Source organism: Chitinophaga sp. 05T412, from assembly GCF_056396465.1.
Map to the genome: position 1 here is coordinate 345,234 of NZ_JBFTLN010000007.1, position 20,593 is coordinate 365,826.

Below are 20,593 nucleotides of genomic sequence, written 5' to 3' on the forward strand. Positions count from 1 at the left end.
GAACTAATTATTTCTTTAATGCCACGTTTGGCTTGATCACCAGGTCGGGCATATAGTGAACAATACCGTTGTCGGTGAGATTGTCGTTTTTACGGGAAGTATTACCATTCACGGTTCCCAGATTACCCCAGGCCGGATTTGCAGGATCGATATACGAAAAAGCGTATTCTGTAGCGCTGCCCAGGTACGTATTCTTGACAGCCGTTATCCGGTAAGTGAAATTGTCGTTGGCAATCTTCGTCTGCAATCCCTCTGTGCCATAGATGGCATACAAGGCCGGAAAATCAGTCAGGAACAGGCTTTTTTTAGGCAGTACATATACCCCGAAAAGCCGGGCTGTTACATACTTATCTGCATTATAGGAAGCTAGCGTCTCCATGGTGATGCCCTGTCTTTCCAGCGCGGCATTGTCCGGTGCAAAAACAGTAAACGGCCCTTCGCCTGACAGCTGTTCCCATAATCCACTTTGCTTAAGCGCCGCCATATACACACTGTATTCCGGTTGCGCCGCCAGGAATTGTTGCACGGTGCCGGGTATATATTTCATCACCTTATCCATTACGTACAGCATCCCATTTGCCAGCACTACGTTTTTCTTCACCGCCCAGGCGCCATTGACAAACAAATTGTTTTGCGCACTGGCAAAAGTCAGGTATACTTCTTTCCCAGCCAGATTAAGATATCTTACATCTACTCCATTGGAAGGAATCTCATTCACGGGTAGTCTGCGGCTAAGAATATGATACTGCATGGCCTTTTTCAGACTATCTTTATTGAGGCGTTGAAAATCTGATGCACGGGTAATGCCCAGCTCATTAAAAGCATTATTGTTAGGCGCCAGCAATGTGAAAGGTCCTTCTCCATTCATCTCTACAGATAAACCAGTATACTCCAGTGCGGCATTAAACAGTTGCAGGTCGTAATTATTTTTAACAAAATCTCCTGCGTGCCGGTAAGATTCCCTGGTATCAGGCACCGTCAGCTCATCATGCTTACAGCCGGTAGTAAGTACCGCTGGCAGTAAGGCTATGAACAGGCATGATTTAATATATTTAAGCATTGTATTACTTTTTATATTGAAAGAAGGACGGTGATTAATACACCGGTTTGGGATACCTGCGCTGAATGGTAGTCAGGTAGGCGGTTCCATTCACTACTTCAATGGTATTCACGGTAGCGAATGAACGTGGATTATAAGTGCCGGAATGAATGTTTACAATCATACTAGGCAGAAATAAGCCACCACGTTCAAAAGTTTGCCGCGTACCATTTCCATACATGGCCAGCAAACCATATTGCGCATCCGGATCATAATCCCGGTCGCCATAAGGCATCTTTTCCGGATCAAGTCCTGGTACCAGCAATGTAAAACGCTGCCAGATATCTGTAGTAATGCGATTGGAAGCGGTATCTGCAAACAGCGGAAAGCTATAGTAAGGCGCTATCCCATTACCAATACTTCTTTTCATTTGCCCCAGGTAAGCATACTTGTAACCGGGCAGTGTGGTCCATCCGCCTGGTTTACAAAGCGACATCCAGATATTGACGTCGTCCTTAATCCCGTAGCGCATCACGCCATCCATGAAACTGCCGTCCTTCTCACTTCTGTCGGCGCTCCAGAAACCGTTGGAGCTGTAGTTGTAAAAGTTCACATACACCATAGAATCAGACAGCGGAAGGAGATGGAAATTTTCTTTGCGAACAATGATACCCCTGGATTTTGTTTTGAAATCGGTTTGCAACACATGCATGGTATAAATGTCTTGCTCCCCCAACTCCAGCGTAGTATCTACCACCACATATTTACGGATAGCCGGCTCCAGTTCGAAGAACGGAATTTCATTCACAGGTCTGTAATAGAAGATGATGCGGTGTTTACCGGAAGGCACCTGCGCCCAACTGGACAAATCAAAACCATTCAGCACCGGCCCGGCAGGGACATTCTCTTTCCCCGGATACTCAGGGTTTCTTGTGCTGGTGCTGCTTCCGATATGTGATGGATACGGCGGTGCGTATGGATCACGTTTATCCAGGAAATCGCCTTTAATTTTTGCACCAATAGGGACTCCATCTTTATCAAAAGTGGGATCAATCAGCATACACATAAATGGCTTCCGCTCATCTTTATTTTCTATGCCGATTTTTGTATTAAAATCATTGAATACACGCAGATAGGCGGGCTTATCGACCTTCGTATATTCCACTTTGCTGCAGGAGCTGAAACCCCATACCAGCGCAGCCACGGCCAGGAAGTGTTTTATCTTCGTCATAACAATTACTTCGTATGTTTAATAATGATCATTTTGGCGTTCTTACCTTCCGGTTGATTAGCATTCAGTCGGCCTACTAACGCTACCGTATACACGCCGGGTTCGTGTATTGGCTTCACGCGAGTATACCGGTCCGGGCGGGCAACAAACGCGGTGCTTTTCAGCACGGGAATCGCCGGAATCCAGTTACCGGGGTATATGGTGGGAGAAGATTTATACACCATCAACTGATAAGGTTCTGCATCCTGTCCCTGGCGAGCGTACGGCTGATCCGTCACCACTGCACCCGGCTGAAGATTACGGGAACTGGTGGCAGATCCTGCCGGCTGGCCATTATCATACGTAAAGCTGGCATACGGCAAATCCGGACACAGGTTCAGGAAACGATAGTTGAACGGATAATTATGTGTCATCCTGCTGAGTGAGCCATCCTGACCGGAACCAGTGCTACCAGTAGCCAATGGATCATACCAGCTACCGGTGAGGTTATTCGCCGCCAGGCTGATAGCTGATTTGCCTTCGGGCGTTTTATAGAACCAGGCCGAGTAATTTTGACCAGCGAGGAAGCGCTGTGTGGCACTTGCCAGCACCGCTCCTGCTGCATTCACCGCTTCCACAGTAGCCTGACCGGTTACATATATGCCGTAATCCGTACCCGTTGTATAAGCAGCGTCACCGAGGTTTACACCATTTACACGGAAAGTCACCGCTCCTTCCTCCGCATTGGCCTGTACACCCTGCAGGCGATAGTAGTCGGTATTCAACGGCTCACTAACGTCTGCGAGTACACGAAAATCATTCTGGAAATAAGCAGCTGTTTCCCCGGGAACACCATATACATTCAGCATCGTTAAATGATCGATACCCACCACAACCGTGTACACACCACCGGGCTGGTAAGTTTTCACGGGAGCATAGGTAAGACCCGTGCTCACCGCATTGGGAAGACGGCCCTGCACCATCTTCATCAGGTTGGAAGTGGCTGGTTCCGACATGAAAGTGTTCTCCAATGAATTTCCGCCGCTGGCCCGCACTTCAATACCATCCGGCGTGAGCACCTTGAACTGGTAAGTGCCATATGGCAATTCCACATATTGCGACCAGGCTTGTGGATTCACATTACTGGTAGCGGTACTTACCGGTGTACCATCTGCATAAGCCAGCGTAAGTGGCTTCGCCACATCTTGCGCGCCCCATGAGGAATTGACCTGATCTGCCAGATTAACAATACGGATTTTGAAATAACCCGCCTTTGCCGGCGCCGTTACCTCACGGGGTACTTCCCTTATTCTTTCCACTTTTGCAGCCGTAAAAGGATAGCCTCTCATAATGAAATAATCCTTCGGCTTATTATATTCTTCTGTTATCTTAAACCCTAAAGAATCACGCCCCTGAGAGTAGACCCAATAATCCACAGATACATCCGCGCTTCCACTGGTGAGAAACTGGCGAGGAATCGTAAAACTGCCACCCAGCTTACCATTGGTGGGAAACCAATACGTACCCGGGTACAATGCTTCCTGACCAGCCGGTGGATTGAGAATCAGGTAACTGGTCAAACGCTCCCCGTTAACCGACAACTGATTATGATCCGATAAATTCACCAGGCGGATAGTAGAGTTTCCACCAGCGGCTTTATCAGGACGATTGTCGTAGGAATAATCTACCTTCTCTTTTTTGCACGACAGCATCCCGATTGTTAGCAACAGCAAACCGGCGGCAAAACGTTTATAATACATATCTTCCTTTTTAATGTTTTTTTTAGAACAACTTATAAGTGAATCCCATCATGATCTCAGCGCCACGTTTATAGCTGCGGTTGATATAGCGTTCTCCATACCAGAATCCACCGGTGCCCGGATTGGCGTACACCGTTTGAATGGCAGGGTTCAGGATATTCTTCGCATACCCTTTGAACAGTAATCTCTTACCCAGCTGTTGCGAGAAAATGAGGTCCAGCACCGGCGCAGGACGGGTATACAGATCAGGTTCTCCCGTGAGGTTTATCTGTACCAAACGCTCTCCTACCATGTTGAAGGCGGCAGTCAGGTCAGTACCCCACTTCGTGTTCTTATAGTTCAGCCAACCATTGATAGAATAAGGCGCCTGTTCAAACAGCGGACTGTTCTCCGGCGTATTTCTATCCAGCGATTTACTCGCCTGATATCTTGCCTCCGTTTTCTTAATGCTGCTTTGTGCGAGTAACAGGTTGGAACCGATGAAGAAGTTCTTAAACACCGGTGTTAATCTTCCTAAATCTTTTACCAACTCTAACTCCAGTCCCCATACGGTACCTGTGTTAGGATCATTCTGGAACTGAATAGTCGGATACTCCGGATACTTCGCTGCCAGTCCCTCTGTTTTCAGGCTGAACACCTTCACCAGCTGGTTGTTGATACGCTTACCAAAAGCAGATACAGAGATGACTTCGCCAGGATTAGGGAACCATTCCCAGCGGAAGTCGAGGTTCTCCGTATGTTGATTGATCAAATGAGGATTACCTACCACCAGGCCCATCTGGAATGCATCGAATTCAAACACATTGGTCAGCTCTCTCAGCTCCGGTCTTGCCAGGGTAGTATTGTACGCCAGGCGGAAGTTCATATCCTCTCTGTAGGTATAGGTCATATTCACGGCGTAATATGGCTTGTATGCCGTTTTATACACCGTATTCGGATTGATCATCATCACCGGCACACTGTTTCCCTTATCATCCTGCGCGGTTAACGACGGGTCCAGGAATACATTCGCTGTATCTACCGCAGATTGGATATTTGTTTTCTCGAAACGCACGCCACCGGCTACACGCAGATTACTGGTCAGGTGCAGATCCAGCATACCATAGTAGGCATTGGTTTCGAAGAAGCCGTTATAGTTATTAGGAGATTTCTGCGTATTGTAGAGGAAACCACCAATAGCATCCGCGCCTTCGCCGGTACCGCCGCCTGGCTGCTGGATACCGATGATCTTAGGCCCTACCAGCGCATCGAGATTACCGTTCACATCATACAATGCTTTATAGCGATTCTGCACGAAGTTGGAACCCGGCAGGAACATCATATTTTCCCGGAAGGTGCGGTCGCGGTTCAGGTAGTTGAAGCCGGTTTTGAATTCCTGCTTCTGTCCAAACAGCGGAAACGGAAATACCAGGTCTGCTTTGTAGTTCCAGTTGGTTTCGTGCAGCTGACGCCAGCGACGGCCATTGGGTTCTGCCTGGATGATACCATACGTACCATAACCATTTACATAGCCGGAATTCAGTGCATACAGATGTTCTGAATAAGCTTTCTGTCCGGTACCCGGAAGGGTATAAAAACCACCTCCACGAGGCATATAATCGGTGAGTGTCACGAAACGGAAGTCGGGATCATTTTGTGCAGAGGTAGAAGAAGCCAGGTTATAACTTAACCGTGGCGCATACTTTCCTTCGAGGAACTTATGCTCTCCCTGCAGGTTGAAAGTATTCAGGTTACGACGGGTTTGTTTGAGTGAGTAAATGGTGCTGTTCACCTCTCCCGGTAAGCCGGTGTACTCGTACCTTCCGTGCATGTTGACTGCCTGCGCTTCACTACCCCAGCTCCCCATATATTGCATGCTGATTTCATTGCGTTTATCGAAACGGAAAGTCAAACCAGTAAGTATCCCATAGTTCAATGTTTCTGTACCTGTGTTTTCCTTATAGGTCTGGTATTTACCCATGTACAGGTTATTAGGTGTGATATAGTTGGGAATATTTCTTGGGCTATACACATCGGAATTCCCAGTAGTCACCCCCTGGTAGATACTGTATTGGGTAAGATCTCCACCATATACATCGGTAGTACGGCGATAATAGTTAGCACCGGCAATGAGGCCCAGCGTCTTATTACGGAATACTTTGAAGCTGTTACCATAAGTAGCGGAATACAGCTGGTTGAGCGGCGCATTTTTGTAACGGGTAGTCAGCACCGGATCAAAGCCATGCATGATTTTATTGATGCGTGCCGCTTCCTGTTGTATCGCAGGACTCCCATTACTTTCAGAGATCAGCTTCTGAATTTGGTTCAGGCCACCAGGATACTGCTTAGACAGCTCCATGAAGTCGCCCGTCAGGTTTTTATTATTGACTTTATTACCGAGAAAGCCCAGATCGCTGTTGAAGAAGCTGTTCATGCGTCCACCAGGACCGATGTTGGAGTTGAACCCGGTTTGTGCAATCACTTCCAGTGTTCTCTTATCCGGTACTGATTTGGTTTTCAGTTCCACGATACCGGCAGCTGCATCTGCGGGCTTATCTGGCGTAACGGTTTTATAGATGGTGATATTATCGAGGAGAGATGCCGGTACGAGATCCAGGGGAATAGAAGACCTGTCTGGGTCAGAAGAGGCTAAGCGTACCCCATTCAACTGGCCGATCACGCTCCTGTCTCCCAAACCACGGATAGCCACATATTTATCATCGGTGATAGTGACCCCGCTTACCCGCTGTAACGCCTGCGTAGTGGTGATAGACGCTGTTCTTTCGATCTGTTGTGCAGAGATAGCATCCTGTACAATGGCCGCGTTTCTTCTCTCCTGCAACACCGTAATTTCTGTGTTGGTTTTACGGCGTGCCTGTACCTGTACCTCTCCGAGGGTGCGTGTACTCACTTCCAGCAGTACGGTGATGGGCCCTGTACCACCCGCTACCTTCACTTCTTTGGACTCATAGCCCATCAGTGAAAATACGAGCACCGCTCCTTCAGAAGGAATTTCTACCGTAAAATTACCATTGAGATCAGAGGCAGCGCCGCCAGCACTATTTTTTATACGGACGGATACACCTGGTAACGGATCTTTTGTTTTGCTTTCCAGTATACGACCGGATAGTTTCACCGGTATTTTTTTCCTGGCAACTACCACATAACCATTGAGCAGATGATATTCGAGCGAAGTACCACTCAACACGCCTGCGATGGCATCTTTCACTGTAATATCTGCCTTATGGAGATTTACTTTTTTGTCGACCGTAGCCAGCAGTGATTCCGGCAGCAGGAAATTTACGCCGGTTTCGCTTTCTATCTTTAGCAAACTTGCTCTTACATCTGCATCTTTCAGATCAAGATTCAGGCGACGGGAAAGATCCTGGCTCCTGAGGTTATCAGCGAACAACAGGCTTACGAAAGTAAACTGTGCTGCCAAAACAATAAATGAGCATTTCATCAGGAAGTAAATTTTGTGTCTGTGCTTACAGGAGGCAGGAGGAGAACCTGCACCACTGGGCTTTAACACAAATTCAAAGCTTTCGGGCACAGGTTCCACGAAAAATCCTAAAGGATCTTTTTTTAATCCTTTTTCCATACTTTTGAATATTGATAGTTAAGCCCGGTTTTATACCGGGAAATCTGTTAATAATTCGGCTGCTGCTGGTCCTGAGAAAACTTTTGGCAGACCGTTCAACTTTTAAAGCGTTCCTGCTGCGGTCCAACGCAAACAGGGACGTTTTTTGTTTTTAAGGTGTACTGTTAGTGCATATTTTTTTATTATAGGTTTAGTAAATAATTACTTCGCGGCCTTTTGCTGACCAGGTAAAATTATTGCCCACTGCCAGTGTTTGCAGGGTTGTTTTAAGCGCTGCGCCCGCGAACAAAGTGACCGTTACTTTTTCTTTTGCCTTTTTCGCGCGACTGAAATCAATCTTCACATCATACCATCTTTCCAGTGTGGTGGCTACTTCCTGCAAGGTTTGGTTGTTAAACACGAGGCGGCCGTTCTGCCATCCGGCTACATCTTCTGCACGAATATTTTCCAATGACGCCTGCTCATGATTCCAACTCACCTGTTTGCCAGCGGTGAGAATAGCCAGCTGTCCTTTGCTGCTGTCGGCCACGCTTACCTTTCCGGTGGCTACCGCTACCACCAGTGGCTGTCCTTCAAAGGCGGCAATCTTAAAAGAGGTACCCAGTACAGTAGTGGCAATGGTACCGGTATGTATGATAAAGGGATGAACAGGATCTGTAGCGATATCAAAAAATGCTTCTCCCCTCAGGGTAATTTCCCTGGTAGCGCCGGTAAACTGTTCCGGGTATTGTAATTGGCTGGCAGCTCCCAGATGAATGGTGGAGCCATCACTCAAATGAATCACCTTACGCTCCCCTGCTTTATTTTGCTGCAGGGTTAATAAGGGCGCCACCTTTTTTGCGTTCCCGTTATTAAAAAAGGTAAAAAATCCTGTTATCAGCAATATAGAAGCCGCTACAGCGGCAGCTATATAATAACGTTTGGTCAGCGGCTTTACGGCCTCTGCTCTCCCCATACGGGCACGCATACCCGCAGCCCATTGTTGCTGTATATCAGGATCTACCGGTGTATTCATGCTGTCGGCCATGTCTTGCTCCATTCTTTCTTCCAGGAGGCGACTTAGCATAGCATTACTTTCCGGCTGTTGCAGGTATGTTTCTACGATCCTTTTTTCTGCGTCTGTGCAGTTGTTATCGAGATATTTTATTAGAAGTGCTCGTGTAATATTTGCCATGTTATGCAGGTGAAAAACAACTCACCTACTATATAAAGGCCTAAAAAAATGTACGAGGGCTAATGGGAACAAAAATATTTTTTCAGAGAAAGAAGAATAAGATCACCACACCGGAAATATCCATGTAGTCCTTCAGTTCCGTGCGGAAATAAGTGAGGGAAGCTTTGATATGATTTTTAACCGTAAACAGGGAGAGATTCATTTCCTTTGCAATTTCTGCATGACTCATATTATCATGGCGGCTGAGTCGAAATACCTTTTGTCGTTGCTGACTGAGAGCATTCAACTTTTCCTGATACAAAGTAGTCAGTTCCATTTCACGCAGGCGGTTGCCGGCATCTTCAATGGCAGTATCGTCTGCAAAGTCGAGGGAGACAGTTTGTGAGGGGTTACGGGTTAACACTTTAATCACGGCATGTTTCATGGCCCTAAAGAGGTAAGGCGCCAACTGTACATCCGGAGGCAGCTGTTCACGTTTATCCCATAGCCAGAACATCAGGTCCATCATCGCTTCTTCGGCCCGGGCTTCGTCACGGATATACTTCAGCGCGTAATGATAGAGTTTACCGGAATATCGGTCGAACAGTATATCATAAGCCCTGGTATTGTTATTCCTGCATTCTTCCAACAATAATACATCCGATTGTTCAGCTAAGGGTAACCGCATAGTTTGCCGCTATTTTCACAACAACAAACATAAGCGCAATTTTCTGGTGTCCGTATTAAGGGATTATTAACTTTTATGAAAGTGAAGCCGACTCAGATCATCCGTAAACGGACTTCCTCCAGGTCGATCTGGTACAACTGTTTGCGGATCAACTCTTCGCTGATGAGGGGATCATTATTAAGGGCGCTAAGATATTGACGCTGACTTTCGAGTGTTTCCAGATAAATAACTTTTATCTTATCATCCATCCAGTCGTCTTTTTCTGCCTTTGCTCTTTCTTCCCAGTGCTGCATCATCTTTTGAACACCAATATGATCAGGTAGTTTATGTTCGTAATTTTCCTTGAGAAACTTGTAGATATGCTGCTTAAGTCCCTGCTTTATTCTCCGGGTAGTTTCTTCTTCGGTTTCATCCTCAGGCGCTAAAAATACCTGGGAGCGATTGATCAGATAAGGTAACGTAAGTCCCTGTACCACCAATGTAAATAATATCACCACAAAAGTGATGAAGAGGATCAGATTGCGTTGCGGAAAGGCGATATGGTTATAAGTAACCGGAATAGACAACGCAGCAGCTAATGAAACAACACCTCGCATACCTGACCAGCCCAATACTAAAGGCAATACAAAACGGCCCTTGCGCGAAGTAGTACGCGGCGCCACTTTTGGGCGAAAGATCAACGTAGCAATCATGGCGATATACGAACTGAAAATTCTTACTAAAATCAGCACGGCTGTTACTATCAGGCCATATCCCATGGCCATGCGTAAAGAGATACCCTCCGACCGTAGTCCACCAACGATTTCGGGGAGATCTAACCCGATAATTAAAAATACCACGCCGTTTAAAATGAATACAAAATTATCCCACACGCTATAGGCCTGGACGCGACTCGTGCTATTTAAAAAAAGTAACCGCTTGCCGGATAGATACAACCCACCCGCCACCACGGCCAACACACCTGAACTATGTAATTGTTCTGCCACCCAGTACATCATATAGGGTTCAATAATGGTCAACGTGATATCTGATGCCGCATCAGTAGGTAGTCGCCGGTGCAGCTGTACAAACATCCACCCCAATATCAATCCAATTCCTGCGCCCCCAAAAATCATCCATATAAAGCTTACTGCCGCATCCTGCCAGATAAATTGTCCGGTACCCACCGCCACCAATGCAAAACGCATGATAATGAGCGCGGAGGCATCATTCAGCAGACTTTCCCCCTCCAGGATAGTAGCAGCCCCCCGGGGAATTTTCACAAACTTCGTAATAGCCCCGGTACTCACGGCGTCAGGTGGCGAAACAATACCTCCCAGCAGAAAACCCAATGCAATAGAAAACCCTGGAATGAAGTAGTTGGCAGCAAGGGCCACACTCAGCGCCGTAAAAAACACGACCAGAAAAGCGAAGCTGCTAATGATACGCCACCACTTTTTCATCTCTTTAAAAGAAATACTCCACGCCGCCTCAAACAACAAAGGAGGCAACACCAGGAAAAATATAAGGTCAGGATTTATATGAACAAGCGGTAGCCCCGGAATAAAGCTCAATAAGAGCCCTGCTATCACCAGCAAAATTGGGTACGCGATTTTTAGCCGGGTGGCCAGCATTTCCAACAATACAATCACCGCAATCATTGCCAGAAGAAAAGGAAGTATCGTATGCATCAGGGGTAAAATATTAGCGCTCACTAAAAATAGGAAAAATCCTGATAAACAGGATGTTCCGCCCCCCCCCCCAAAAACTTAATCTATGTTAAGATTGTTTCTTAAACAAGGTTATTGGCCGCCCAGCCACTTCTTTGCAATTTTACATCATCAATAACAACAACACATATGACCAAATATATCTTACATAAAGAAGACAGCAGACACCATGAAATCAACGACTGGCTGGAAAGTAAGAAAACATTCAGCTTCGCGGATTACTACAATCCCAAAAGGATTCAGTTTGGCGCCCTGCGGGTATTCAATGACGATATTGTACAGCCAGCGAAAGGATTTGGCAGACACCCGCACGATAATATGGAGATTATCTCCATTCCCCTGCAGGGAAGTCTGATTCATAAAGACAACCTGGGCCATGAGGCCGTCATCAAAACGGGAGACATCCAGATCATGAGTACCGGCAGCGGCGTTTTTCATAGTGAATATAACCATGAACAAGACCAGGCGACCCGTTTCCTGCAAATATGGATTTATCCTGCCCAACTGAATATAACACCGCAATACGGACAGCTTACGCTGAACGAAGCCGCTTTCGTGAATCAGTTTGGCACGTTCGTCGCACCCCAGGCAGCCGCTGGCGCCGTAGTCATCCATCAGGATGCTTACCTCAGCATGGGTAAATTCACGGTGGATCAGTCGTTCAGCTACGACCTGAAACAGCCCGGGCACGGCGCCTACGTATACCTCATTGACGGCAGCGTGGAAATAGACGGTTATACCCTATTGCCCGGCGACGCCCTTGGCATCAGTGATACCAACGCCTTCAAAGGCCAGGCTAAAAGTAACAACACTACGGTACTCGTGATTGATGTACCTATGACCATTCAACAGTAATACCATGACAGATAAATCATCATTACAACTGCTCGCCGTAGGCTATCACGCTGAAATCATGGAGGTAGTACACCGCCTGATCAACAAGCACGAAGGCTGGACAGGGACCACTGCAGGCTCTTTACCGGAAGCACTGTCGCTACTGCAGCAACATCCGTACGATGGCATCCTGTTATGCGCAGGCGTGAGCACGGCCGACGAAGCACAGATAAAACAAGTGATCACACCTCAAAATACACGCATTATCCGTCACTATGGCGGTGGTAGCGGACTGTTGGAAAACGAAATCCGCATTGCATTTTTCATCTGACAAAAAAAATTATTATGGATAATAAAATATTAGGCTTACACCACATCACTGCTATTGCAGGTAACGCACAACGCAACTTCGACTTCTACACCAAAGTACTCGGACAACGACTGGTAAAGAAAACTGTTAACTTCGATGATCCGGGCACCTACCACTTCTACTTCGGTAATGAACAGGGAACACCCGGCACCATCCTCACCTTCTTCCCATGGGAAGGCATCAGTAAAGGTCGTACTGGTACCGGTATGGCTACGGAAATTGCCTATACCGTTCCGGCAGGGAGCATCTCCTTCTGGAAAGAACGCTTTAAACAATTCAACGTTCCTTTCGAAGAAACCATCGAGCGACTGGGAGAAAAGCACCTCCGCTTCACCGATCCGGATGGACTCCAGCTCAGCTTCGTAGAAACTACAACGGATACACGTCGCCCATGGCTGACCGCAGACATCGCCGCAGATGCCGCCACCAAAGGATTTCACAGCACTACGCTCACCCTGAGAGATATTGAGCCTACCGCCAAAATCCTGACAGACATCTTCGGATATACCCTGCAATCACAGGAAGAGAATCGTTATCGCTTTATCACCAACACAGTAGATAATGCCAATATCATCGACCTGCTGGCCACACCGGATGGCGCACCCGGATACAATGCCGGCGGTACCAACCACCACGTGGCCTTCCGTGTAGCAGATGATAAAGTGCAGATGGCGTTCCGCGAGAAAATACTTTCCGCCGGACACCAGATTACGCCTAAAATCGACAGGGACTACTTCTTCTCTCTCTACTTCAGAGAACCAGGAGGCGTACTGTTTGAAATAGCCACCGATAATCCAGGCTTCACCGTAGATGAACCCCTGCAGGAACTGGGCTCTGGCTTACGATTACCTAAACAATATGAGCCAGCCAGACAGGACATTGAAAAAGTGTTACCGGTTTTGCAGTAAATTATCAAACGAAGGCGGATAGCACCACCTATCCGCCTTCAAAAAAGGAAACAATATGACACATCAGAAAAATATAGTAACGGCCGGCGTGCCATTAGAACAGGCGAAGAAAGTATTGATCATGATCCACGGTCGTGGCGGTTCTGCGAGGGATATTATTTCACTGGCGCCGCATCTCAACGTAGCTGATTTTGCCATCATAGCCCCACAGGCCACTGGCAACACCTGGTACCCACAATCGTTTCTGGCGCCACCATCAGCAAATGAGCCTTACCTCAGCGATGCGCTGCAGCTGCTGACACTGGTAGTAGCCGATGTATTGGCAGCAGGTATCTCCAGAGAAAATATTTACTTCCTGGGGTTCTCGCAAGGCGCTTGTTTAACGTTGGAGTTTACCACCCGTAACGCCGCTCACTATGGTGGCATTGTAGCCTTCACCGGTGGCTTAATCGGCGATAAATTGTACACGGAAAATTATAAAGGGAATTTTAATCAGACCCCGGTATATATTGGCAGCAGTGATCCGGACTTCCACGTACCTGTTTCCCGGGTGCATGAATCCGAAGCGATGCTGCAATCCATGGGCGCTCATGTTACCGCTACCATCTACCCGAATATGGGCCATACCATTACCGGAGAAGAAATTAACCAGGCTAACAAACTGGTGTTTAAGTAAGTCCTTCAGGACTTACTTTTTTTATTCATCGCACCGCGTACTTTACTTAAAAACTCCGGTGACACGCCTAAATAGCGGGCAATCTGATGCTGTGGCACCCGTTGTACTATTTCCGGATACTTCTCTATAAATGCGATGTACCGCTGCTCCGCGGTCTGTGACACGAGGCTATGGAAGCGGCGTTGCAAGGCAAACAGGGAACGCTGTACCAGCAAACGAAACAGCGTTTCAAATTTAGGGATCTTTTCAAACAAAGCCTTTTTACTTTTATAATCGATCATCAGCAACTCCGAATCCTCCAGCGTTTCAATAAACATATTCGACGGTACTTGATCGGTAAAGCTATACAAGTCGCTGACCCACSAGTTTTCTATGGCAAATGATAAAATCGTTTCTGTGCCATCATCACTCAGGAAATAGGTTCTTATGCAGCCTTTCACGATAAAGGCTTCAAAATCGCAAACGTCCCCCTCTTGTAATAAGAACGTACGTTTACGGACACGCCTGAATTTTAGCAACGAATGGAAATAAGCACGCTCCTCCGGCGTGAGCTGGATACACTTATCAGCGAATTGATCTATTTGCTCGTACATGAAGTAAAGATAGCATCTATTCGGCTTTTTCAGATGAACATTTATGACACAGATCTTCCTTCTTTTTTGTACTTTCATCTTATGAAAACTAACAAAACTATATTCTCTATTGCTGCTGTTACGGGCACTTTAATGATAACTGCTTTTAACGCTCCTAAGCAACAACCTGCTTTCAGTGACAAATACTGGATGCTTGAATCCTCCAGCATTGTTCCGGCGGTCGACATGAACCTGGATGGCAAACCTGACAATGACCTGGCTTCCATCATGGAGGAATGTGATAAAGATGATGCAGAAATGTTTAAATCAGATGGCAAGGTGATAACACACCATGGTACTAAAAAGTGTGATGAAGATGAAGCAGTCGTCATCGAATCCGGTGTCTGGAAATATGATCCTGCTACCAAACAAATTACGTCGCATCATATAGGCGTGGAAAAGCCACAGGTAGTTACCATAAAGGAACTAACGGCCAGTAAAATGGTAGTGACGTATGAATTTTCCGAGACAAATGGTAAAAAACACACCATTACAGGTACCTATAAAGTAAAAGAGATGTAGTAGCATGGAGATGTTCCACGCTACTGAAATCTTAGGCTGCTATTATACCGCATTGGCGACAAGGTCATTGCAAGGTAACGTTACCAGAATGCTCCGCTGCATCAGCGTGATCCTGATTAAAATTTTCCGGGTTCCCTGGATTTCTACAATTTCGCCGTAAAGGCCTTCCATGATACCGTCTTTGATCAGTACCTGTTTTCCTGGCTGGAAATAAGCATCAGATACCTCTATATCCTGATCATTCCCTTGCCCCAGTAATAAACGGATATTACGGATAACCGTTTCGCTTACTTTCGCCACGGTGTCTCCTGATCGTACATAATAAAGCGCACCATTGATGCTTAATGCCCTGTAATACTCATCCAGGTCATTTACATAAATAAATATATAAGAAGGAAAAAGTGGCGCCTCAATATTTCTTTTCCTGTCCTTATATACACGGACGGTGTTTAGTGTAGGCAAAAAGAAAGCAATATTTGCCTGCGACAGTTGGATAGCAACTTTTTTCTCATGTCTTGGCCTGGTATAAATAACATACCATCCGGCAATGGGGGTCTTCATACGGAAAGTTTTCTAATAACAGTTAAAATCATGTAATAGCTAACAAAAAGGAGTACAGATATCTGTCGGGTCTAAATAACAGTGTGATGAGCCACTGCTACTATAGAGGAGATATAGCTGTTGACAATGTGAGTGGGTCTTCTAACACATCATTTTCAAAATTTAGGTTTTATTAACTAAGCAAAACAGCGTTAATTATACGGGCTGCATATAATTAAACACCACGTGGTTCGGATAGTATTAACAATTCTTCATAAATAACAAGCGGGTCGTCTTGCGTGGGGTTGCTAATATTTTAAGCGTTAAACTATGTATTCAGCATCATTGGGTCAGCAATAATCGGTTCCGTCATTAGCTTCAGCGCCGTGAATCTAGGCATAAAAAACTTATCCCGCAAAACAAAACCATAAAAAATAATTGTTAATAACAACAAGTATCTATCCTATACGAAATCTACCTTTAGGAGTGTATATTGGTGATGCTTAGCATCTGCTGCAAAATGACAGCTGTAGTTTTCGAAACTATCCACCGTATTCACATACCATTTACGACCATCCAGAAAAGCCATCTCATTTTCCGCCACGTGCAGCGCAGATAACGACAAGCAAATACCTCTGCCATCCGCCTTCAGGATAGCTTCTTTTTTTGTCCAGTATTTATAGAAGATCGATTCCGGATGACGAGCTTGTTGAATGTTCCACCACTCTTCCGCAGAAAACTGCTTACAAAATTCAGCTACCTGGATAGGTGCGTGTAACTCTACATCAATACCTATCCGTCCAGTAAGATCTACCGCACAAACCACCAGGTGACCCGCATGAGAAATACTAAAATCAGGCATACCTGGGATGTATGGACGGCCATAATTCGTATAGGCAACGTCGTTAATGGCCTGCTCACAATGCTGCCCGGCCAATGCATGTAACAACAATAGTTTTCCTAACAAGCTCGCATGTGCATCCTCCCATCTTCTGAATTTGCAGATTTTCGCTCTCATTCCCTCCGGCAGCTTTTGCAACAACTGAGAAAATTGTGTTGCTGGAAGTGGCCTATCGTAATAAGTATAATAAATGACAGGTGATAACTGCTGGATATACATGGTGAACAAACTATTGGCGGCCATAAAGGATCACCGACGATATTATTACAACAATAAGTACGCCCCCGATCCAATGCCGGGGTGCGTCCTTATGCTCCATTTCCATCAACAAACAAAAGACCAGGCAATTAATTTCCAACAGCTACGTCAGCATTCACAACACCCCATCCCAACGTAGTACTTCTATTAGGATAATTGCTGGAAGCGCGCTTCATTCTGGCTACAATACTATCTCTTGGATAAGTTGGGTACTTGCTCCATACCAGGGCTGCAATGGCTGCACAGCTGGCGGTAGCCACCGAAGATCCTCCTACAGTATTAGGCGCATTACCCGTGGCGGTAGTGGTAAGTGGATTAATGCCTGTACCAGATTTTTCCATGATGATGTCAAACGCTACTTCTGCACCGCTGTGGCAATCCTCGCAAGGAGTGACACTGTTATCCGTTACACCTGTTACGGCCTGCACCTGTGGCAAATAAGCCGGATATACTACTCCGATCTCGGCGCCCAGACCCGCGGTGGTAGTACCTGCAGCACAGAACATCAGCTTACCTTTATTATAAGCATAGTTGATACCATCGGTAATGTGGCCGAACGCAAAGAGGGTTCCTAAGCTCATGCTGATTATTTTCACCCCAGCATTATCACCACCTGCTACATATGCATCTCCTACTCCCTGTACGGTTTCGGTAGACAGGATGATAACATTTTCTGCCGCATGTACGGTAATCAGGTTACTGTTATAAGCGATACCAGCACTGCTGCCGTTTACACCTCTTGGTGCAGCAATAACACCAGCCATCTTGGTTCCGTGACCACATACATCAGCAGGAGTGCCACCAGGGAAAGTAGCTATTTTTTCTATGGTTCTGCCAGTTGAAGCACCCTGATTGAAGGCGCTTCCCAGGTTAGCCTGGTCCGGGCTTACACCAGTGTCTATCAGCATCACTTTTACATTACTGCCGGTAGTTTTAGTCCATGCTTCCRGAATATGATGATAAGCATAATTCCAGGATTGCTTTGCACCAGGTGTGATGTTTAAATAATCAACACCAGCTACCAGGTTAGTTTTAGGCAGATTATCATCGCAGCCGAATGTAAGAAAACCTGATTCGGTGTGAGGTGAAGACATCGTAGTACCTCCTGCGTTAGTGTTCATATACTTTCCATATCCTACCGGCTCAACATAACGTACCAGGGGGGACGCACGCAATGCTTTTACCGTTGCCAGATGGCTGGCTTTCACATAAAAAACTGGCAGCTTCTGCGACCGGTAAGTAACCAGGTTCTCTGCCAATTTACCCGTTTGTTTTTCCTTTTCAAGAATAATGTTTAACACCTGTTGCCTGGCTGCATCCCAGCTCTGGCTGTTAATATCGATCTTATCAATCGTTTGACTAACATTTTTCACGTCAGCAGGCTGATACCCTACAGATAAAATACTATCACCCTGTACCAGTGCACTCCAGGCGACATTATCACTTACTACTTTCCAATCGAAACGACCTGTTTTACGCAGTTGGTCGTTCACTACCGCATTGATAGCAGATTTTGGCAGTATTTCTTGTGGATTGTTGTCCACGCCTGCGTTATTCAGCACTGTTTCCGGTCTGCTACAGGAAACAATGGCTGAAAAAAGAATACAGGCTGCAAATAAATTAGAGATTTTCATGAATAACATTTAAGGGTAAAAAAAGAATTGAATGATTAACTGGTGTGCTCTTGTAATAGTTATATTGATGGAGAGGATATGATTAAGCGGGTGCTATTATCTATGCTGAAAACATACAGTTAATCCGGCATCACTACGCCCACATTCTTTCTGATGGCTTCGTGGTAGTAATATCCTCCTATGGCGATATCGAAAATAGCCATGCCCATTGGATTAAACATGACTACCGCGTCCTCTTTTTCTTTCAATACATCTCTACAAACAATATCTGAAATAGACAGGGTATCACTTTTTTCCAATCCCATGGTCTTGTGCATGTTTTCTATATCCGTATTCTGCCGGCAGACTTCTTCCCAGTCATCTACAATGACTACATCCATATGTGTTATCATTTCCGCTTTATAATCACGCAAAGAAACATTGAGTTGGAGAGAAGATTTTACCGGCGGCAGATCTACATATGGAGCAGCCGATACCGTGCAGGTAATAAAAATATCTGCGACGCTGTAGCTATCCTGCCAGGAATCCACTATTGTTATTTTGCTTTTCAGATCAGCATCAACCTGTGACAGGTCGACTCCATTGATATCAAACAACAACACCTTAGCGAGACGGCTACCCAAAATATCAGCTACCATTTTCAGGTGCATTCTTCCTATTGGGCCAAATCCGGTAATGCCTACGGTGAACTGTTGGTTTGTATTCCTGGTAGCCAGGAATTGTTGCAACACCACACCAGACACCGCAGCAGTGCGAATCCCGCTGATAGTGGCGGTATTGATGATACAAAGTGGTATGCCCGAATCATGTTCGTTCAAAATAGTCACCGAGTGCGCCCTTAACTTATTCTTATAAATATTACCGGGGAAACTGGCGATCCATTTAATACCAGCCAGGGGAAGCTGACCACCTACGTATGCCGGCATAGCAATAATCCTGTTTTTTGGATCACCGTAGCGGAGATAGGGTTTAATGGGTTGCGAATAATCATTTTCATGAAGCGCCGCAGTAGCGTTGGCGATAACGCTGGTCAACTCTTTCCAGTTGATTCCTATTTCATGAATGTGATCTGCATTGAGATATAACATAGTTGTACTCTTTTTTTTGTTTTAAGCTACAGTGGCAGATTCCAACTTAGCGGCAAGTTGCTCTCCCCACTGCTTGTTATAGATAGTATCCAGATAGGTATGTCCTTTGTCAGGAAAGATCAACAACGATGTAGGAGATTTTAACCAGGACTTCCCATTGAAATAGTTTTTAGCCGCCAGATATACGGCACCGGAAGAAGCCCCGGCAAAAATCACTTGCTCATTCAGCAGTTCGAAACAACCCCGGATGATATCTGTTTGTGATACAATCACCACATCATCGATGATCGCATTCTTTATAATAGGAGGCACCTGGCTGGCGCCGATACCTGAAATATATCTCTTCACGGGCGGCGCATTAAAAATCACAGACCCTTCTACATCTACCCCGATGATTTTGATATCAGGATTCTTTTCTTTGATACTTTTGGAGATGCCTGTAATAGCGCCACTGGAGCTTACTGCCACGAAAACATATTCGATAGGCGTAGGGCAACGAAGGATCTCTTCCGTGAGACCAAAGTATCCTTTGTAATTATTCGGATCTCCATATTGATCGGCCACAAATGAGTTTTCCGTAGTAGCATGTAATCTATTTACCGTTTCTATACGGGTTAACAGATAACCACCGGTGCTATCTCTTTCTGTAATTTTCACCACCTTATACGACAACAGGTTGAGTAATGCTTCATACGCGCTGTTGATATTGGGATCAATGACAGGAATAAATTTCAGGTCGAGCATTTTACAGATGGAAGCCACTGCAATAGCGAGGTTACCAGAACTGGAAGCAATGATGGTGGTGTTTTCATTGATACGTCCTGACTTGATTCCATTATAAACAATGCTATACCCGGCACGGTCTTTTGAGCTACCAGAGAAATTATTGTATTCCAGCTTGGCAAATAAGGGGGTGCTGGTATTCCTCAGAGCCATCAGGGGAGTATTCCCTATAAAAGCGGATAGTTTTTCAAGTTGCGTTAGCATATGCAATTTTTTGGTGTAAAAAGGAAGGAAACCTGCACCCGTATGTGGGTGCAGGTATATAGATGTAACCGCCTCACTGCATTTGCAATGAGATCAATTTATCC

18 protein-coding genes are annotated in these 20,593 nt (G+C 45.8%); 5 read left to right on the forward strand and 13 right to left on the reverse strand.

The window, feature by feature from the left end; genetic code table 11:
- Positions 1 to 7: 7 nt before the first annotated feature.
- From AC1DFM_RS17870 to AC1DFM_RS17900, 7 genes are all read right to left on the reverse strand, one after another.
- Complete coding sequence (locus tag AC1DFM_RS17870) at positions 8 to 1,060, reverse strand: fasciclin domain-containing protein (protein ID WP_477078102.1); 1,053 nt, start codon at positions 1,058 to 1,060, stop codon at positions 8 to 10.
- A 34-nt stretch (positions 1,061 to 1,094) separates the two neighbouring features.
- A complete protein-coding gene (locus AC1DFM_RS17875; protein WP_477078103.1) occupies positions 1,095 to 2,270 on the reverse strand; it encodes a hypothetical protein in 1,176 nt (391 codons plus the stop codon).
- Positions 2,271 to 2,275: 5 nt separating this feature from the next.
- Positions 2,276 to 4,009, reverse strand: coding sequence for a hypothetical protein (locus AC1DFM_RS17880; RefSeq protein WP_477078104.1), 1,734 nt, complete (start codon positions 4,007 to 4,009; stop codon positions 2,276 to 2,278).
- 22 nt (positions 4,010 to 4,031) lie between these two features.
- A complete protein-coding gene (locus AC1DFM_RS17885; RefSeq protein WP_477078105.1) occupies positions 4,032 to 7,589 on the reverse strand; it encodes a TonB-dependent receptor in 3,558 nt (1,185 codons plus the stop codon).
- A gap of 190 nt (positions 7,590 to 7,779) precedes the next feature.
- Complete coding sequence (locus tag AC1DFM_RS17890; protein ID WP_477078106.1) at positions 7,780 to 8,763, reverse strand: FecR family protein; 984 nt, start codon at positions 8,761 to 8,763, stop codon at positions 7,780 to 7,782.
- An 82-nt stretch (positions 8,764 to 8,845) separates the two neighbouring features.
- Entirely contained in the window at positions 8,846 to 9,430 is a 585-nt protein-coding gene (locus AC1DFM_RS17895) for a sigma-70 family RNA polymerase sigma factor (protein WP_477078107.1), read from the reverse strand.
- A gap of 92 nt (positions 9,431 to 9,522) precedes the next feature.
- Entirely contained in the window at positions 9,523 to 11,100 is a 1,578-nt protein-coding gene (locus AC1DFM_RS17900; protein WP_477078108.1) for a Na+/H+ antiporter, read from the reverse strand.
- 168 nt (positions 11,101 to 11,268) lie between these two features.
- Here AC1DFM_RS17900 and AC1DFM_RS17905 point away from each other — a divergent pair, with 168 nt between their 5' ends.
- From AC1DFM_RS17905 to AC1DFM_RS17920, 4 genes are read left to right on the forward strand one after another with little or no spacing between them, the layout of a single operon-like run.
- Entirely contained in the window at positions 11,269 to 11,994 is a 726-nt protein-coding gene (locus AC1DFM_RS17905; protein WP_477078109.1) for a pirin family protein, read from the forward strand.
- A 4-nt stretch (positions 11,995 to 11,998) separates the two neighbouring features.
- Positions 11,999 to 12,304 (forward strand): hypothetical protein, encoded by a 306-nt coding sequence (locus tag AC1DFM_RS17910; protein ID WP_477078110.1) that lies wholly within the window; start codon positions 11,999 to 12,001, stop codon positions 12,302 to 12,304.
- A 14-nt stretch (positions 12,305 to 12,318) separates the two neighbouring features.
- Positions 12,319 to 13,251, forward strand: a complete 933-nt coding sequence (locus tag AC1DFM_RS17915; protein WP_477078111.1) for a ring-cleaving dioxygenase — start codon at positions 12,319 to 12,321, stop codon at positions 13,249 to 13,251.
- A gap of 55 nt (positions 13,252 to 13,306) precedes the next feature.
- On the forward strand, positions 13,307 to 13,927 hold the full coding sequence (locus AC1DFM_RS17920; RefSeq protein WP_477078112.1) for an alpha/beta hydrolase: 621 nt from the start codon (positions 13,307 to 13,309) through the stop codon (positions 13,925 to 13,927).
- 5 nt (positions 13,928 to 13,932) lie between these two features.
- Here the strand turns inward: AC1DFM_RS17920 and AC1DFM_RS17925 are convergent, their stop codons facing one another.
- Entirely contained in the window at positions 13,933 to 14,520 is a 588-nt protein-coding gene (locus tag AC1DFM_RS17925; protein ID WP_477078113.1) for a Crp/Fnr family transcriptional regulator, read from the reverse strand.
- Between the two features lie 81 nt (positions 14,521 to 14,601).
- Between AC1DFM_RS17925 and AC1DFM_RS17930 the strand changes: the two genes are divergently transcribed.
- Positions 14,602 to 15,081 (forward strand): lipocalin family protein, encoded by a 480-nt coding sequence (locus AC1DFM_RS17930; protein ID WP_477078114.1) that lies wholly within the window; start codon positions 14,602 to 14,604, stop codon positions 15,079 to 15,081.
- 42 nt (positions 15,082 to 15,123) lie between these two features.
- Here AC1DFM_RS17930 and AC1DFM_RS17935 read toward each other — a convergent pair whose 3' ends face one another.
- The 5 genes from AC1DFM_RS17935 to AC1DFM_RS17955 form a co-directional block, all read right to left on the reverse strand.
- The gene (locus AC1DFM_RS17935) at positions 15,124 to 15,642 is read right to left on the reverse strand and encodes a UpxY family transcription antiterminator (RefSeq protein ID WP_477078115.1); all 519 of its coding nucleotides are present in this window, start codon (positions 15,640 to 15,642) and stop codon (positions 15,124 to 15,126) included.
- Positions 15,643 to 16,084: 442 nt separating this feature from the next.
- Positions 16,085 to 16,765, reverse strand: a complete 681-nt coding sequence (locus AC1DFM_RS17940; protein ID WP_477078116.1) for a 4'-phosphopantetheinyl transferase family protein — start codon at positions 16,763 to 16,765, stop codon at positions 16,085 to 16,087.
- Positions 16,766 to 16,869: 104 nt separating this feature from the next.
- Positions 16,870 to 18,414: a S8 family serine peptidase gene (locus AC1DFM_RS17945; RefSeq protein ID WP_477078117.1), complete on the reverse strand. Its 1,545-nt coding sequence runs from the start codon at positions 18,412 to 18,414 to the stop codon at positions 16,870 to 16,872.
- A gap of 119 nt (positions 18,415 to 18,533) precedes the next feature.
- Positions 18,534 to 19,502 carry a 2,3-diaminopropionate biosynthesis protein SbnB gene (locus tag AC1DFM_RS17950; protein WP_477078118.1) on the reverse strand — a complete coding sequence of 323 codons (969 nt, stop codon included), beginning with the start codon at positions 19,500 to 19,502 and terminating at the stop codon, positions 18,534 to 18,536.
- A 21-nt stretch (positions 19,503 to 19,523) separates the two neighbouring features.
- Positions 19,524 to 20,489: a pyridoxal-phosphate dependent enzyme gene (locus AC1DFM_RS17955; RefSeq protein WP_477078119.1), complete on the reverse strand. Its 966-nt coding sequence runs from the start codon at positions 20,487 to 20,489 to the stop codon at positions 19,524 to 19,526.
- Between the last annotated feature and the right edge of the window lie 104 nt (positions 20,490 to 20,593).